Raw genomic sequence first — 16,904 nt, forward strand, 5'->3', positions numbered from 1 at the left:
GTCCCCGATTCCGTTGGCGCGCTTACTTGGCTTTCACGCGGCGCACGTGCTCTTCGAGCTCGGCGAACGACGGACGCTCGGTCGAAAAGAGCACCTTGCGGCCGAACTCGACCGCGATCGCCGGCGCGTAGCCGTTCAGGCTCGCGAGGATCGTGACCTTGATGCACTGGAACATCTTGGTCGACTCGGCGACGCGCTGCTCGGCGAGGCTCGAGAGCGGCCCGATCAGACCGTAGGAAAGCAGAATGCCGAGGAAGGTGCCGACGAGCGCTTCCGCGATCATCGCGCCCAGCACGGCGGGCGGCTTGTCGGCCGAGGCCATCGTGTGCACCACGCCCATCACGGCCGCGACGATACCGAAGGCCGGCATCGCATCGCCGACGCGGCTCAACGCGTGCGCCGGACCTTCGCCTTCGGCGTGATGCGTCTCGATCTCCTCGTCCATGAGGCTTTCGATTTCGAACGCGTTCATGTTGCCGCCGACCATCAAGCGCAAATAGTCGGTAAGGAATTCGACGATGTGCTTGTCGGCGAGGATCTTCGGATACTGCGTGAAGATCGGGCTCTTCTCCGGATCGTCGATGTCGGCTTCGAGCGTCAGCGTGCCTTCCTTGCGCGCCTTCGCAAGCAGAACGTAAAGGAGCGCCATCAGCTCCATGTAGACGTCCTTGTTGTACTTCGAACCCTTGAACAGCGTCGGCAGCACACGCACCGTCGCCTTGATGTTCTTGATTCCGTTGCCGAGGACGAACGCACCCACGCCGGCTCCGACGATCATCAGAATTTCCGTCGGCTGAATCAGCGCACCCAGATGCCCGCCTGCCAGCGCATAACCGCCGAAGACGGACAACAGCGTAACGAACACTCCAATGAAAATCAGCACTGCCGGGCCCTCACAAAGAGCGACGGGGAGACCGTCGTTAATTGGTTTACGGCACTCGAGGCAAAAACTTTGAGGGGAAAAGCAGGCAGGGCGGGCCGTGTAAACCACGAGCCACCGAATCGGGCGGGGGCGCCGCCTTACGGCGCCTTACTACGCTAGGCGCGAGCGCGCCGTGGATCAGCGATCGAGTCGGCCTTCCGGTGTCCTTCCGGCGGCCTGCTCGCGCTTCTCACAGTCATCAAGCCGCCAGCTCGACCAGATCGGCCTTGGACGCGCCGGCCTTCTTCGTCTTGCCCGCGCGCGACGGCGGCTGACACAAGCCGCAGACGAAACCATGCTGCGGGTCGTGCGCATGCGCGACAAAGTGTCCACCGCAACGCGTGCAGGCGGTCATCTGCAGCATTCCCGAATCGAAGAAGCGCACGAGCGTCCAGGCGCGCGTGAGACTCAGAAGCGGCTCCTCGCTGTGCAGATGCACGTGCTCCAGATAGAGCCGGTAGCTCTTCACGATCGACTGGATCGTCTCGCAGCCGCCGTGCTCCACCATGAACCGGTAGGTGTTGTAAAACAGGGACGAATGGATGTTCGGCTGCCAGGTCATGAACCAGTCCGTCGAGAACGGCAGCATGCCCTTCGGCGGCGAAACGCCTTTCAGTTCCTTGTACAGCTTGATGAGCCGGTCGCGCGACAGGCTCGTTTCTGCTTCGAGCAATTGCAAACGTGCGCCAAGCTCGATCAACTCGATGGCCAAGGTGATTTCCTTGACTTCGAGCACCACGCTTTTTGTGGCCATCCGCGATGTGTCCTGCGTTCTTGACTGCTTGTTTTGCCCCGATACGGCATTACCCGTCAGCGGCATGGCCGCCAGGCGGCATGCTCGCTGTTACGGCAATGACGTCTATGCGCTATCAGCCGATGGCTTCGGCCGGCTGGCTCGCCATCAGGATGGCGGAATGCGCCTGCGCGACGGCGTTGGTTTTGCCCTTGTCGGCAAGCGAGGACAGGACGGCGTGATCATCGAATCGGAAGCGGCACAGCACTTGATTCGATGCGGCGAGTTTGACGGTTTGCGCCAGCGAGAGGTTGGCGAGCACATCCGCCAATTGATCGCTGATTCCCATGCGGAACATGCCCATCGCCTTGTCTTCGCGCAAAAGACGCTGCGCGAGCAATAGATACGACAGGTTTACTTCTTTGATCTCGCTGAGCATTTCGCTTGTGGCGCTCATAATTCCCCCGAGTCTTTCTAGCTGGTCAGGCTTACGGAAACGTTTGCTCGCCCGCGCGTAAAAAAGACGCACGATGAGCCCGCTTATGGTCCTGTCTGCATTGTCTCGGAAGGTGCAAGGGGGGGAAATCGGACGGACACCCCGTCTACTCGACGGAAAAGTCTATAAAACGTGTAGGAATTTTTCTGACAAGAACGACGCACCGGGGATTGACGCTGTCGTATTGAGCGGCCTTGTAATGGCGCGAAAAAAGAGACGTAAAGCGTTTGCCGAAATTATAGAGAGATTTCACGACGCCGCAACAAATGCCCTGACGACAGACCTTCCCTTTCCTTTCTCTCCTCAATTCAGATCGATCGCCTCGCTCGCCAAATCATTCGCCAAACCCATGCGGCCCGATTTCTGCTTAGGGAAGCGGGCGCGGAGATCCGGCTTGCGTTTTTCCCGGTATTGACTGGCGAGTCAGGCCGACCGCAAGGAACGGGCCGGTGTTTCGGCCTGTAACAAGCGGCAAGTGTTTGAAAAATGGCTCGAATCCGTGCGCTCGATCCCGATAATGATCTCCGTGGGACGGCCAAGCCTACCTAAGCCATTGTCGGCCATCCTTTGCCGGAGCGCGTAACCCGCGCGTTTCCGGCCGCCGGGCCGGGCCCTCGCTACGTCAGCGTGGCGGCCACCCGGCCCGAGAAGTTCTTGAATAAGGAGAGTTACGCATGCGAATCGCCCAAATTGCGCCGCTTTACGAAGCTGTACCCCCGAAGCTCTACGGCGGCACTGAGCGCGTCGTGTCCTACCTCACAGAAGCACTCGTCGACCTCGGCCACGACGTCACGCTCTTCGCAAGCGGCGACTCGGTCACCTCGGCGAACCTCGAAGCGGCTTGGCCGCGCGCGCTGCGACTCGATCCGTCGATCCGCGACGCGCTCGCGCCCCATATGCTGCTGCTCGAAAAGGTACGCCGTGTCGCACACGAGTTCGACGTGCTGCACTTTCACCTCGATTACCTGCCGTTCCCGCTCTTTTCCGGGCTCGACACGCCGTTCGTCACGACGCTGCACGGCCGTCTCGACCTGCCCGAGCTGCAACCGATGTTCGACACCTTCACCGATGCACCGGTCGTGTCGATTTCCGATTCGCAGCGGCTGCCTCTGCAGCAGGCCAACTGGCTCAATACGATTTACCACGGCCTGCCGGAAGGGCTTTTGACCCCGCAACCGCAGAAGAAGCCCGAATACCTCGCGTTCCTGGGACGCATCTGTCCGGAAAAACGCGTCGATACAGCCATCAAGATCGCCGCGCTGAGCGGTCTGCCGCTGAAGATCGCCGCCAAGGTGGACAAGGTCGACCAGGATTACTTCAAGACCGAGATCGAGCCGCTGCTGTCGCAGGCGCACGTCGAATTCGTCGGTGAAATCAACGAAGCGCAAAAACCGGAATTCCTTTCCGGCGCGAAAGCGCTGCTGTTCCCGATCGATTGGTCCGAGCCGTTCGGCCTCGTGATGATCGAATCGATGGCGTGCGGCACGCCCGTCATCGCATTCAACCGCGGGTCGGTGCCCGAGGTGATCGACCACGGCGTGACGGGCTATATCGTCGAAGACGTGCAGGGCGCGGTCGCCGCGCTGCAGCGGCTCGACGAACTGTCGCGCATCGAGATCCGCACGCAGTTCGAGAAGCGCTTTAGCTCAAAGACGATGGCGCAGAATTATGTCGACGGGTATACGGCGCTCGTGCAGCGCGCACGCCGCCCCGTCTTGCGTCGCGTGGCTGCCGGCTGAACGATCTCTTCAACTGAAGAATAGAAATGACGGGCGGCGCTTCAGTAATGAAGCGCCGCCCGTCGCATTTCAGGAGTGCCGCGGTAGCCCGACTCGCCGCCCCGATAAAGCCGCAGGAAAGTCCTGCCCGAGCGAGTAGGGAAATCCTCAATAAAATTGCCGAGAAATGCCTTTTTTCTTGTCGGCGCGCATAACCCCGATGCGCCTGCCAATTTAGGTATTTACCGCGACGCCCCGTTTACCTTCAATTCGCTTTCGCTTCAGCCGTTATCGTCATGGTTGAATCAGGAAGCGATCCCGATTCTTTCCGACGATCCATTTAGGCGGCTTGCCCCGGCCACTCCAGGTATTCCCTGACTTAGGATCCTGGTATTTCGGCGGCAGCGGCGCCTTCTTCGGCGGACGACCGCGGCGCGCGGCTTCCGCAAAACCCAGATCGTGCGCCGAAAGACCATATTCGGCGATCTTCTGGCGGATTTCAGCGATCACGTTTCCGACTTCAGTGCGCCGGGCATCATCTGCCTGGGCCTGCAACTTGGCGATTTGCGCCTTCAGATCCGCGTATTGAGACATGTTTGGCCTCCCTCTTTTGTACACGTCGTTTGCCCCGAGATTAGTCGTAAAGAACGCAATAAGCAATGCGCAATTTACCCAGTCTTACCACAAATCATCTGATAATTTATTAAAGATCGTTACACTACCGCAGAAGGCTCCTAATTAGGAAATTATCAGGATCAGCTCATTGTTATTTAACAATTGTTGACTACCGCGCAGACAAATTGCCGATAACGACCTGTCAATGCGCATTAGTGAATGGCGTTAATCGGACTCACATACCCGGCGCACTCATTAGGATACCGTATCGCTGACATTGGCCGATGACGGTTCTGTGGCGGGTTTCACGCGCTGCTAGAATCGTCCGACTTTGAATGGCTTGCCAAGGTGGTTGGAAATGAATCTTTCGCGTGGATACGTCACGGGTTTTCTATGTGCCGGCGTCGCCTTGTGCGCCGGCCTGCTCGCACCGGCCGCGAGCGCCGCAGAGGCCGCCGCCGGCGACATCGAGACGCTCGTCTTCGTGCGGCATGGAGAAAAACCCGCGCAAGGCTATGGGCAGCTCGATTGCCAAGGATTGAACCGCGCACTCGCACTGCCCGCGGTGATCGCCGCGAAATACGGCAAGCCGGACGCGATTTACGCGCCAGACCCAGGCGAGCAGAAGAAAGACGGCGGCCACCTGTATTACTACGTTCGTCCGCTCGCGACCATCGAGCCGACGGCAATTCAATTCGGCATGCCCATTCAGACGCCGTATGGCCTGTCACAGATCGACAAGCTCGAACGCACGCTCGTCGCGCCCGACTATCGCGGCAAGCTCGTCGTGATCGCCTGGGAGCATAAGCTGATCGAAAAACTCGTGCGTGACATGCTGGCGGCGCACGGCGGCAACGCGAACGACGTCCCGCATTGGCAAAGCGCCGATTTCGACAGCATTTACATCGTGAAAGTCGACTGGCACAGCGGCACGCCGCGCGCAAGCTTCAGACATGAGCAGCAAGGGCTCGACGGACGCTCGAAGGACTGTCCCTGCGCGACGTTGCCTGCTGCTGCCGATACGGCATCGAGCCCGGCGGCAACGGCCGCAGCGTCGAATTGAATCGATGCGGGAGCTGGACGCCGCTACGACGCGATCTCGTCCTTCATCGAAAACAGCTTGCGCAACTGATGCGCGACGCCAGCTTCGAAGTTATTGCCGATGCGCGGCACTTGCGGCAAACGCGCGATCAGGTGCGGATTGGCGTTATTCATCATGAACGGGTGCCCGGCGGTTTCGAGCAGATCGATGTCGTTCATGTTGTCGCCGAACGCGACGCATTTCGACGCGTCGGCGCCGAGCCGCTCGAGCACGAATTGCAGCGCGCGCCCCTTTGAAACGTTCGACGTCATCACTTCGAGGCAATCGGGCAGCGAGTAGGTGACGTAGAGCGCGTCGCCGAATTCGCTTTCGAGCTTCGCCGCCACTTGCGCGAGATCGTCCGGTTCGCCGATGTAGAGCACCTTGGCGATATCGGCGCCGTCGTGCGCCAGCGTATCGATGACCTCGTAACGGAACCCCGAATCTTGATGGAACGCGAGCAGTTCGGGCGCGTCGCGGTCGATCAGCCAGGCTTTGTCGGCAAACAGGTTGACGATGATGCGGCCATGCGCGCCGGCGATATCCGGCTGAACGAGCCGGCGCACCGTAGCCGGAGGCAGATCCTGTGAGTGGATCATCGTGTCGTCGGGCGCATGCACGCGGGCGCCGTTCGAAGTAATCAAATGCGGCCGAATGCCCAGGATGTCGCGAATGCCGGCCACGTCGCAATAGTGGCGCCCCGTCGCTATGACGAAATGCACGCCGTCGTCCGCGAGCTTGCGAACCGTCGCCACCGTGAACGGGTCGAGCTGGTGATCGCTATTGAGCAGGGTTCCGTCGAGATCGGTGGCGATGACTTTGTACATGGGTAAGTGAGGGCGGCTTCGGCAAAAGTCCTATTTTATCGCCGCTTGGCGCGACGGCCCGATGACACCCGCCGATTGCGCCACTTTGGTCCCGCATTGGCTCATGGCTTGGCGGCCTGCGCGGCGCGCGCCGCTTCACGCTGCGCCAGACGCAGCGCCCCGTGCGCCGAATCCGAGAGCGGTACGCGCAGCCGCGCGCGATGCGATGGCGGCACGAACGGCGTCAAGGGTTCGGCAAGCCCGCCGCACAGCGCGACGGGCAACTGCGCAGCCGGATCGAGCGCGTCGATGAGGTTTGCGATGTCGGCGCCGGCCTGCGCGAGCAAAGCGGCGGCAAACGGATGCGTCCGATGCTCGAGCACGAGCGGCGCCAGGCTCGCGTAGGCCGTTTGATTCGCCGCGCAGAGCCAAACGACGAGGCTGTCGCGATCCTGCGCGCCGGTGCGCGCGAGCAACGCCTGCGAGAACGCATCCGGCTGCGTGCGGCCATCGAGCGAGCGCTGAGCGTGGACGATCGCGCGCACGCCGAGCCAGGCACCGCTCGCCTCGTCGCCCGACGGAAATCCATAGCCGCCCGCGATGCGGCAAGCGCCCTTTTCATCCAGCGCCGCCGCGATGCTGCCGGTGCCTAGCGCGACGATCACACCGGGCGCCCCGTCATGCGCGCCGACCAGCGTCGTGTACGCATCGCTCTCGATCACGAGCGCGGCGAGCTTGGGCGCTTGCGCGACGAAGGCGGCGAGCCAGTCGCGATTGTTCACGCCGGCAAGCCCACAGGCGAGCGCGCAACGCGACCAATCGAGCGCTGCGCCCGCTCGCTCGAACGCCTGCGTCACCGCAGCTTCGATCGATTGCCAGGCGCGCTCCACCCCGAGGCCCAGCCCTGACGAGCCGCCCGTGCCCTGCGCCATTTCGACGCCGTGCGCGTCCGCCAGCACGACACGCGTGCCTGTACCGCCGCCGTCGACGCCGATCAGAAAATCATGCCTGTCCATCATCTATTCGCTCGTGAAAAAACGTTGAGTGCGAGGTTATCCGCTTCGGCGCCGCGCGCCAATCGGCCGAATGGCCTAGTTGTCGGGCGGCACCGATACGCTATCCTTGGCGCGAGACTCTCGGCGCAAATCAAAGCAGAAATCAAATCGAGGCACGCAAATGACAGAAGAGACGCACCGTTGCCACTGGGTGAAAAGCGAAGCGGATCAGCACTATCACGATACCGAGTGGGGCGTGCCTTCGCGCGACGACCGGCACCTGTTCGAAATGCTCGTGCTCGAAGGCGCGCAAGCCGGGCTGTCATGGTCGACGATTCTCAACAAGCGGGAAGGGTACCGGCGCGCTTTCATGAACTTCGATGCCGATGCCGTCGCGCGCTTCACGCCGAAGAAGGTCGAAGCGCTCATGCAGGACACGAGCATCGTGCGCAACCGGGCGAAGATCGAATCCGCCATCCTCAATGCGCGTGCAGTCCAGCAGATTCGCGTCGAGCACGGCTCGCTCGCGAACTTCGTTTGGTCGTTCGTCGACGGCGTGCCGATTCAGAATCGTCACGCATCATATAAAGACGCGCCCGCTTCGACTGAAATCTCCGACGCGCTCAGCAAAGCGCTCAAGAAATACGGCTGCAAGTTCGTGGGATCGACGATTTGCTACGCGTTCATGCAGGCGGTGGGCATGGTGAACGACCACGAAATCGATTGCATCTGTCACGACCGGTGCGCGGCGCTTGGCAAAAAGGGACGCAAACGCGCGAGCGCCTAAGTCTGGCGGCGCTGGAGCGCCCGCGAAGCTGCTGCCGCGACAAAGTCCTCGCACCGCTTACGGTCCAACAGGCTTGTCCCCACCCGGTTTGCGTTTTCGCAACACCCGCCACGGCGCGCACCGCCGCTAGGGAAAGTCCTGAAACGCAGCCGCCGGACTTGGCGCAAGGCGGTGGCGAACCTTGTCGGGTAAGGTTCAACGCGCTTTCGATGCTCGTCTGCTACACCGCCGCACGCGGTCAAAACTGCGAACTCGTCTAGAAAATGTCTTCGTTTTTACCGATCGAAGCGTTATACCCGCACGTATAAGACAACAAACGGCCGCCGCACTTTCGCGCAAGCCGCCAAAACCATGAAGAACCTGAATTTCCTGACGCATCAGGCGTTGTTCGACCACGCCGTGGACCATCTTTTCGGCCAAGGGCGCGCCGCGCTGCTCCCGCGAGGCGGGGGCGCTTATCGGGGCTATTGCGGCGGCTGCCCGGTCGGCAGCCTCATCCAGCCGCGCGATTACATGACGGCGATGGAAGGCGTGCCGGTCCGCTACATCGGCAAGCGCCCCGACGAAGTGCCGGCCTACATGGATGCTGGCGTCGCCGCACTCAAGAAGGCGCTGCTCAGGTCACGCGTCAATATCTTCGACCCGACGACGGTGGAACTCCTCAGTTGCCTGCAAAACGTCCACGATGTGTTCGGCGTCTGGGAGTGGCACGAGCGGCTGACGTCGATCGCGCGCCAGTTCGGTCTTTCTGCAGAGCTCGTCAAGAAGCACGCCGCCTGAAACCCCGTCTCCAAAGCGCAACGGCGGTGTGTGCTTCTTTCGAAGCACACACCGCCGTCTTGACTGCTTTTCGTGCGGCTCTACGCCGCGCGCCGGGGAAGCTTAGTGGAGCTTCTTCGGCAGCATTTGGCTGCGCAGGCGCTTGTGCAGGCGCTTCACAGCGGCTGCCTTCTTGCGCTTACGAGCCGTCGTCGGCTTTTCGTAAGATTGGCGCTCACGCAGCTCGGCGATCAGGCCATTTTTTTCGATTGCGCGACGGAAGCGGCGGATCGCCACTTCGAACGGCTCGTTTTCCTTCAGAAGAATAGTGGTCATGTAATTCCTAAGTCGCTTGATACGGTCAAAATGCGTGGCACCTGCCCACTCACGGCAGTCCGCCTCGCGCCGGCCCTCCCGACGCTTGCCGCAAGCAGCAAAACGAGAGGCAATCGGCCCCGGGGGCCGGGGGAATTCGTGCGGAGTTCACCCGCGAACCAGCGATCATAACAGGTAAACGTCGCGTCGACCACAACTTTGACATTTGCCTTCAAGCACTTGCGTTGCCGAGCAGCCGGACGCCCTCGCCTCGGGGCTGCCAATGCGCTGTCACCAATTTCGTCTCCCTTCCCTAAAGTTTTCTCCACCCCCCGCCGACAACCAGGAAAGGCGGTCAGCGCCACTCGCGATAAGCGCGTCGCCGAACCTTGAAATAGCCGATCTCTAAGGCGTTTTCCAAACGAGGAAAAAAATGCTGAACATCAATACCAACATCATGTCGCTCGAAGCCCAGACGAATCTGTCGGGCTCGCAGAACGCGCTGTCGCAAGCAATCAACCGCCTGTCGTCGGGCAAGCGGATCAACTCGGCAGCCGACGACGCAGCAGGCCTCGCGATCTCCACGACGATGACGGCGTCGATCAACGCGCTGAACCAAGGCGTGTCGAACGCGAACGACGGCATCTCGATGCTGCAAACGGCTGGCGGCGCGATCACGTCGACGGTCGACAACCTGCAACGTATCCGCCAGCTGGCGGTCGAGTCGGGCGACGGCTCGCTGGGTACGGCAGCACAAGCCAACCTGCAGTCGGAAGTGACGACGCGTCTGGCTGAAATCGACCGCGTTGCCTCGCAAACGACGTTCAACGGCCAAACCGTTCTTGGCGGCGCGCTCGGCACGAGCGGCAGCGTGACCTTCCAGATCGGCGCTTCGGCCAACCAGAACCTGACGGCCAACTTCGGCACGACGAACTGGAACTCGGCCGGCATGAACCTGACGGGTCTCTCCGTTGCCTCGACCTCGGGTGCTCAAAACGCGATCACGGCGATCGATGCCGCGCTCACGCAAGTGAACAACTTCCAAGCCCAGCTCGGTGCTGCGCAGAACACGTTCGCGTCGGCCATCACCAACACGCAAACGGAATCGACCAACACGAGCTCGGCCATGTCGCAAATCACCGACGCGAACTTCGCGTCGGAAACGGCGAACCTGAGCAAGGCGCAAGTGCTGCAGCAAGCCGGTATCTCGGTGCTCGCGCAAGCGAACTCGCTGCCGCAGCAAGTGCTGAAGCTCCTGCAGTAAGCGTGACCGGCGCACAGCGAGTCGCGAGACACGCTGTGCCGCGCGGGGCCACCAACGACGCCGGATAGCGCGACACGCGGCGGCCCCGGTAAAGCAGCGCAACTCGAGCAACACCACAGGGAGGTCTTCCTCCCTGTAGTCATTGGCGGCACTTGCCCATCGGGCCAAACACCTCTACCAGCCTGCACTGGACCGAACCTCGCAACAACGAGCGAAACGAACGGAGCTACCCATGTCGACCACGGCAACGTCCACCTCCGCCAGCGCAGCAAGCAGCGCGCTGGCGCAAGCAGCCCAGTCCATCATCAGTGGATCGACCAAGTCGAGCCTCGACGTCAACTCGCTCGTCACGGCCCTTGTCAATGCGAAAACCGCCGGCCAGCAGGCCACGATCACCAACAAGCAGACGTCCGACAACACCATCCTGTCGGCGATCGGCTCGCTGCAATCGGCAATGTCGTCGCTGCAGACCTCACTGTCGGGACTCACGGACGGCAGCGCGCTCCAGCAGTTGAGCGCCACCGCGAGCGGCAGCGGCATCACGGCGACGGTCGCGACCGGCTCGGGCGCCGTTGCGGGTACCTATTCGGTCAACGTGACGCAGATCGCCCAGTCGAACGTGATTTCCTCTGGTGCGTATTCAAGCAGTGCCACGCTCGGCACCGGCAACCTGACGGTCGGCGTCGGCAGCAGCTCGATGACGATCGCCCTGAACTCATCGAACAACACGCTCGCCGGCGTCGCGGCGGCCATCAACGGCGCGTCGAACAACCCCGGCGTGTCGGCTACCGTCGTCACGGGGTCCGACGGTCAGCACCTCGTGCTCACCTCGACCTCGACCGGCGCGGCGAACACGGTGTCGATCTCCGCCGGCACCGGCGTGGACTCTGGCCTGAACACGGCCAGCTTCACGCAGGTCACGGCCGGCCAGGATGCAAAGCTCTCGATCGCAGGCAGCACGGTCACGAGCGCAAGCAACACCGTGACCGGCGCGCTCACCGGCGTGACGCTCAACCTCACGAGCGCCGCGGTCGGCACCACGCAAACGCTCACCGTCGCCGGGAACACGACCGCGGCGACCACCGCAATCAACAATTTCGTCACTGCGTACAATTCGTGGGTCACGACCGCGAGCGGGCTGTCGACGTACACCGCCGCGAGCGGCTCAACGAGTGCGACGGCCGGACCGCTCCTGGGCGACGCCATGCTCAACACGGCTACGAACGACATGGCCTCGATGGTCAGTAGCGGCATCACCGTGGGCGGCAAGACGTACAGCTTGTCGTCGATTGGCCTGAACCTGCAGCCGGACGGCACGATCAGCGTCGACAGCACGGCGCTGCAAACGGCGCTTACCACGAACTCAAGCGCCGTGTCGGCCATCTTCAACAGCACGAACGGTATCGGCGAGCAGCTCAATGCGTACACTCAGACATACACGGAGTCCGGCGGCCAATTCGCCCAGCGCACCCAGGCGCTCAACTCGGACCTCCAGAGCCTGACGCAGCAACAGAGCACCCTCACTGCCTATGCGGCGTCGCTGACGAGCCAGTACAACGCGCAGTTCACCGCGCTGAACAACCTGATGACGCAGATGCAGAACAACACAACGTACCTGGACCAGCTGTTCGGCGGCAACGGCAGCTCGGGCACGCTGAACAAGTCGGCCTGACGCTTGAGCTTCCCCTGACCAAGGATCGAGAACGATGACGCAAGAATCGCTGTCCCGCGCATACGAACTGACAAAGACGATCGCCACCGCCGTCGAGGCAGGCGACTGGCTGTTCGCGTCCGATCTGGCCGACGAGCGCTCCCCTCTTCTCATGACGCTCGGCCCAACGCAAACGCCCGAAGCGCTCGCCACGATTCGCGCGATCCAGGAGATGGACGCGACGATCACGCGCAAGACGCGAGACGAGCGCGAGGCGATGATGAGCCGGCAAAGCGAAGCGATGAAGCGGATCGCCGCCACGAGCCTCTACAACACGACGGGGAAGCTCTGACGACGGCCTCAAGCCCGGAATACGGATAACGAATAACAACCGCATGCCGTCAATGCGGGATTGGATTCACTCTCGAAGCCGCAGCAATGCGGCTTTTTTTATGCCGTGCTCGTCCAGCATCCTCGCGAACTCCCCTTCGAGCATGCGCGCAAAGCGCGGCGCGTCGCACAGCGAGGACGCCAGCACCCGTTCGCGCAGCCCGTCGCGCAGCGCCGAAAGCCGCTCGCGGTCGCGGGCGAATGCGACGGCTCGCGCGACGTAGTCGTCGTCATCCGATGCAATCCAGTCGGCGAGGCCCGCGCCGCGCAGCACGCTCTCGCACAAGTGCGCGAGGAAGCGGTCGCCGCGGCGACACAGCACCGGCACACCCATCCACAGGCTTTCGGCCGTCGTCGTGCCGCCAGGGTACGGAAACGGACTCAGCGTGATGTCCACGCGGTTGTGCGTGGCGAGATACTCCGCGTGCTGCGAAGGGCCTTCCATCACGAGCCGTTCGGCGCCGATACCGTGCGCCGCAAAGCGGGCGAGCGTCGCGTTGCGCACCTTTGCATCGGCCAGTTGCTTCGCCTTCAAGAAAAGACGCGAACCCGGCACGGCATGGAGGATGCGCGACCACACCGCCGCCACGCGGTCGTTCATCTTCACCAGATCGCTGAAGCAGCCGAACGTGAGCGGCCGGTCGGCCGGCAGCGGCTCGGCCTCGATCGGCACGGGCGGCTCGGGGGGCGTGAAGCACAGGTAGCTTTGCGGCATACGCCACGGCCGCTCGACGAAGTGATGCGCTTCGCCGGCCGGCAGCACGCAATCGTCGCCGAGCACGTAATCGATGGCCGCCAGCCCCGTCGACGCGAAATAGCCGATCCAGCTCACCTGGACCGGCGCCGGCTTCCAGGCGAATACGGGCAGACGGTTGCCGTCGGTGTGCCCAGCCATGTCGAAGAGGATATGGATGCCGTCGTCGCGAATCGCGCGCGCGGCGGCCTCGTCGTTCATGTCGACGATGCTGCGCCAGGCGGCAAAGCGCGGCTTGATGCGGGCGGTGAGCTCGTCTTCCTGAGGTCGGGTGGTGTACGCGAAGAGGCGGATGCGCGCGGGGTCGAACTGCGCGAGGACACTTTCCAGAAAGAACCCGACGGGATGAGCCCTGAGATCGCCCGACACGAAGCCGATCCGCAACGGCGCGCCTGCCGCCGTGTCGATGCGCCAGTCCGTGTAAGGGTGAACCTCGGCGCCGACGCGCCGCCCGAACTCGGCGGCCTCGGCGAGGTAGTCAGCCGGCGTGACGCCGGGCGCGAAGCTCAGGCTGAACAGCAGGTTGCTCCACGCGTGCGCCCACGACGGCCGCAGTGCGATGGCCTGTCTGAAACACGCGATCGCCGCATCGTGACGCCCTTCTTCGCGCCGCACGATGCCGAGATTGAGCGGGATCTGCGGCTCGTGCGGCGACAGGGCCAGCGCGCGCTCGTAGCACTGGGCCGCTTCGGTCAGCCTGCCTTGGTTCTTGAACGCGTTTCCGAGATTGTTGTGCGCCTCGCCCAGCGCGGGGTTGATCTCCAGAGCTCGGCGGCAATGCTCGACAGCGCCGTCGAGATCGCCGAGCTCGCGCAGCGCGTTGCCGAGATTGCAGTGGGCATCGGCGAAATCGGGCTTGAGGACCGTGGCCGTTCGAAAGCTCGTCGCGGCGGCCGCGTGAAGACGCATCTGCTGCAACACGTAGCCAAGGTTGTTGTGCGCGTTGACATTGCCCGCATCGAGCGCGATCGCTTGGCTGTAGCTCTCCGCAGCCGCGGCCAGCTTGCCCCAGCCGCGCATCGCCGAGCCGAGATTGTCGTAGTAGATCGATTGCGGGCTGATCTCGATGGCGCGCGCGATCAGGTCGAGCGCATCGGCATATCGGCCCTGCTGCATGGCGATCACACCGAGCAGATGCAGTGCGTCCGCATTGCGCGGTACGAGCTGCAACGCGTGCTCGTAGAGCACCTGCGCTTGCTCGAATCGGCCTGCCTGATGATGGCCGAGGCCGGCGTCCACGGCCTGCCGCGAGATCGTATCCGGTGCGATTGTGTTCATGGGTTGTCTACCTTGATAGCCGCGAGCCTGCGCTGCCACATTTGCGCGAAGGCGGCTTCGAGATTTCGGGCGAAGCGCGACGCATCGCAAAGCGGCGAGGCAATCACGCGCTCGCGCAAGCCGGCGCGCAGCGCCGCGAGGCCTCGCAGGTCGGCGGCGTACGCTGCAGCGCGCGCGACGTAGTCGTCATCGTCGCCGGCGATCCACTCGGGCAAGCCGGCCGTCTGCAGCACCATCTCGCCGAGGCGGGACAGGAACCGGTTGCCGCGGCGGCTCAAGACCGGCACGCCCATCCAGAGCCCTTCGACGCTCGTCGTGCCGCCCGGATAGGGGAACGGGTCCAGCGCGAGATCGACGCGCTGGTAGGCCGCGAAATACTCGTCGCGCGGCGATGGTCCCTCGAGCACGAGCCGCTCGCTGCCGATGCCGTGCGCGGCGAAGCGCGCCAGCGTATCGCGCCGCATGATCGGCTCGCCAAGCTGGAAGTTCTTCAACATCAGACGCGAATTCGGCACCGCATGCAGCACGCGCGACCAGACCGCGACGACCGCATCGTTGAGCTTCTTGTGATTGTTGAAGCACCCGAAGGTCACATGGCCGGCTTGCAGCGCGGGCAACGGGCCGACCGGCACCTGCCGCGTCGGCAGTGTGAAGCACAGGTAGCTGTCCGGCAGACGCCACGCGCGTTCGACATATTGCCCCTCGTCTTCCGCGGGCAGCACGTGCGGGTCGCCGAGCACGTAGTCGATCGCGTCGAGCCCCGTCGTCGCAAAGTAGCCGAGCCAGCTCACCTGCAGCGGAGCCGGCCGCCAGGCGAACAGCGGCAGCCGGTTGCGCGCGGTATGGCCCGACAGGTCGACGAGGATGTCGATGCGATCCTCGTGGATCATGCGCGCCGCCGCTTCGTCGCTCATGCCGGCGATGTGGCGCCATCCGGCGAAGCGCGGCTTCAGGCGCGCCGTGACATCGTCATGCTGCAAGCCGTTCGAATATGCGATCGCCTCGATCTTCGCGAGGTCGAGATGGGCGAGCGCGCTTTCCAGGAAATAGCCGGTGGGATGCGCGCGAAAGTCGGCCGTCACGAAGCCGACCCTGAGCGCACGCGTCGCGCGCGACGCCTCCGCCAGCGCCGGCCATTGCCTGTAGGGCGACGCCAGCGCGGCCATGCGCTGGCCGAAGTAGCGCGCATCGGCGAGGTGAGCGCCGGCCGACCATCCCGCGGCATAGGCCTGGCCGAACAGCACGGCGGTATGCGATTCCGCGAGATCGGGATCGAGCGCGAGCGCCTTGCGGTAGCGCTGGAGCGCGGCGTCGAACTGGTTCAGGTCGGCGAGGATCATGCCGAGGTTGTTGTGGAACGACGGCACATCATTGCGTAGTTCCACGGCGCGCTGCGCGAAGCCGAGCGCCTGCTCTGCGCGCCCCAGGCGTTTCAGCGCGTTGGCGAGATTGTGATGCGCATCGGCGAGATCGGGCTGCAAGGCAAGCGCGCGCTCGTAGGAGGCGATCGATTCGCCGGCTCGGCCGGCGCCGTTCAGCGCGTTGCCGAGGGCATTGTGCGCCGCGGCCTGTTCAGGCTGCAGCTCGGCCGCGCGCCGGTAGCTCTCGATGGCCGCATCGACGTCGCCGCGATCCATCAGCGCGGCGGCAAGCGCGTCGTGCGCCGCGGCGAGGTTCGGCGCGAGCGCGATGCCGGTCCGATAGGATTCGACCGCTGCATCGGCATGCCCTTGCTCCCTGAATAGATTGCCGAGATTGATGTGAGCAAGCGCGAAGTCGCGTCTTGCGGCAATCGCCTTGTTGTACGCGAGCAAGGCCGCGTCGATTTGGCCGAGATCCTTCAGCGCATTGCCGAGATTGTTGTAGCCCTCGGCGTAGCCGGGAAGCAATTCGACGGCCCGAGCGCAGCTTTGCAGCGACGCGGCCGCGTCGCCGGCCTCGCGCAGCGCATTGCCGAGATTGTTGTGGGCTTCGGCGTAGTCGCTCTTGAGCGCGATCGCGCGGCGATATTCAGCGATGGCTTCGGCCAGCAGGCCGTGGTCGCGCAACGCATTGCCGAGGTTGTTGTAGTAGATCGGGCTCGCATTGACGGCGATCGATTCGCGCATCAGCGCGATGCCCGCATCATGCTGCGCGATCTGGCAGGCGAGCAGCCCGAGAAAATGCAGCGCGTCCGAATGCCGCGGCTGTGCGTGCAGGATCTGTTGATAGAGGGTCCGCGCATCCGCGAGACGGCCCGCCTGATGATGCGCCAGCGCGGCGTTCAACGTCTCTCGAATGTCTTGCATGGATAGTCCGTGGATGAGGAAACGGCAGCGCAGCGAAGCATGCCGAGACGAT

Annotated in this window: 16 protein-coding genes; 7 read left to right on the forward strand and 9 right to left on the reverse strand. The window is 63.2% G+C overall.

The window, feature by feature from the left end; all coding sequences use genetic code 11:
- Window positions 1-22: 22 nt before the first annotated feature.
- The 3 genes from motA to flhD form a co-directional block, all read right to left on the reverse strand.
- The gene (gene motA, locus AAHK20_RS06370; RefSeq protein WP_449180614.1) at window positions 23-883 is read right to left on the reverse strand and encodes a flagellar motor stator protein MotA; all 861 of its coding nucleotides are present in this window, start codon (window positions 881-883) and stop codon (window positions 23-25) included.
- A gap of 238 nt (window positions 884-1,121) precedes the next feature.
- Complete coding sequence (flhC, locus tag AAHK20_RS06375; protein ID WP_449180615.1) at window positions 1,122-1,676, reverse strand: flagellar transcriptional regulator FlhC; 555 nt, start codon at window positions 1,674-1,676, stop codon at window positions 1,122-1,124.
- A gap of 115 nt (window positions 1,677-1,791) precedes the next feature.
- The gene (flhD, locus tag AAHK20_RS06380; protein ID WP_449180969.1) at window positions 1,792-2,112 is read right to left on the reverse strand and encodes a flagellar transcriptional regulator FlhD; all 321 of its coding nucleotides are present in this window, start codon (window positions 2,110-2,112) and stop codon (window positions 1,792-1,794) included.
- 713 nt (window positions 2,113-2,825) lie between these two features.
- Here flhD and AAHK20_RS06385 point away from each other — a divergent pair.
- On the forward strand, window positions 2,826-3,890 hold the full coding sequence (locus AAHK20_RS06385) for a glycosyltransferase family 4 protein (protein ID WP_449180616.1): 1,065 nt from the start codon (window positions 2,826-2,828) through the stop codon (window positions 3,888-3,890).
- Window positions 3,891-4,163: 273 nt separating this feature from the next.
- On the opposite strand, the gene AAHK20_RS06390 is transcribed toward AAHK20_RS06385, so the two are convergent.
- A complete protein-coding gene (locus AAHK20_RS06390; RefSeq protein ID WP_449180617.1) occupies window positions 4,164-4,463 on the reverse strand; it encodes an H-NS histone family protein in 300 nt (99 codons plus the stop codon).
- A gap of 379 nt (window positions 4,464-4,842) precedes the next feature.
- Here AAHK20_RS06390 and AAHK20_RS06395 point away from each other — a divergent pair, with 379 nt between their 5' ends.
- Entirely contained in the window at window positions 4,843-5,547 is a 705-nt protein-coding gene (locus AAHK20_RS06395; RefSeq protein WP_449180618.1) for a histidine phosphatase family protein, read from the forward strand.
- A 23-nt stretch (window positions 5,548-5,570) separates the two neighbouring features.
- Here AAHK20_RS06395 and AAHK20_RS06400 read toward each other — a convergent pair whose 3' ends face one another.
- Window positions 5,571-6,392, reverse strand: a complete 822-nt coding sequence (locus tag AAHK20_RS06400) for a Cof-type HAD-IIB family hydrolase (protein ID WP_449180619.1) — start codon at window positions 6,390-6,392, stop codon at window positions 5,571-5,573.
- Between the two features lie 101 nt (window positions 6,393-6,493).
- Window positions 6,494-7,387, reverse strand: coding sequence for a glucosamine kinase nucleotide-binding domain-containing protein (locus AAHK20_RS06405; protein ID WP_449180970.1), 894 nt, complete (start codon window positions 7,385-7,387; stop codon window positions 6,494-6,496).
- A gap of 160 nt (window positions 7,388-7,547) precedes the next feature.
- Between AAHK20_RS06405 and AAHK20_RS06410 the strand changes: the two genes are divergently transcribed.
- Both AAHK20_RS06410 and AAHK20_RS06415 read left to right on the forward strand, forming a co-directional pair.
- Window positions 7,548-8,153, forward strand: a complete 606-nt coding sequence (locus tag AAHK20_RS06410) for a DNA-3-methyladenine glycosylase I (protein ID WP_449180620.1) — start codon at window positions 7,548-7,550, stop codon at window positions 8,151-8,153.
- A 351-nt stretch (window positions 8,154-8,504) separates the two neighbouring features.
- The gene (locus tag AAHK20_RS06415; protein ID WP_449180621.1) at window positions 8,505-8,933 is read left to right on the forward strand and encodes a hypothetical protein; all 429 of its coding nucleotides are present in this window, start codon (window positions 8,505-8,507) and stop codon (window positions 8,931-8,933) included.
- Between the two features lie 102 nt (window positions 8,934-9,035).
- Here the strand turns inward: AAHK20_RS06415 and rpsU are convergent, their stop codons facing one another.
- Complete coding sequence (gene rpsU / locus AAHK20_RS06420) at window positions 9,036-9,248, reverse strand: 30S ribosomal protein S21 (protein ID WP_006050883.1); 213 nt, start codon at window positions 9,246-9,248, stop codon at window positions 9,036-9,038.
- 412 nt (window positions 9,249-9,660) lie between these two features.
- On the opposite strand from rpsU, the gene AAHK20_RS06425 reads away from it, so the two are divergent.
- From AAHK20_RS06425 to fliT, 3 genes are all read left to right on the forward strand, one after another.
- Window positions 9,661-10,491, forward strand: coding sequence for a flagellin domain-containing protein (locus tag AAHK20_RS06425; RefSeq protein WP_449180622.1), 831 nt, complete (start codon window positions 9,661-9,663; stop codon window positions 10,489-10,491).
- 232 nt (window positions 10,492-10,723) lie between these two features.
- Complete coding sequence (gene fliD / locus AAHK20_RS06430) at window positions 10,724-12,163, forward strand: flagellar filament capping protein FliD (RefSeq protein WP_449180623.1); 1,440 nt, start codon at window positions 10,724-10,726, stop codon at window positions 12,161-12,163.
- A gap of 34 nt (window positions 12,164-12,197) precedes the next feature.
- Entirely contained in the window at window positions 12,198-12,494 is a 297-nt protein-coding gene (fliT, locus tag AAHK20_RS06435) for a flagellar protein FliT (protein WP_449180624.1), read from the forward strand.
- A gap of 66 nt (window positions 12,495-12,560) precedes the next feature.
- Here fliT and AAHK20_RS06440 read toward each other — a convergent pair whose 3' ends face one another.
- Window positions 12,561-14,564, reverse strand: a complete 2,004-nt coding sequence (locus AAHK20_RS06440; RefSeq protein WP_449180625.1) for a tetratricopeptide repeat protein — start codon at window positions 14,562-14,564, stop codon at window positions 12,561-12,563.
- Window positions 14,561-16,852, reverse strand: a complete 2,292-nt coding sequence (locus tag AAHK20_RS06445) for a tetratricopeptide repeat protein (RefSeq protein WP_449180626.1) — start codon at window positions 16,850-16,852, stop codon at window positions 14,561-14,563. The genes AAHK20_RS06440 and AAHK20_RS06445 overlap by 4 nt, the downstream gene beginning before the upstream one ends.
- Window positions 16,853-16,904: the final 52 nt, after the last annotated feature.

It is taken from the genome of Trinickia camelliae (assembly GCF_053525655.1).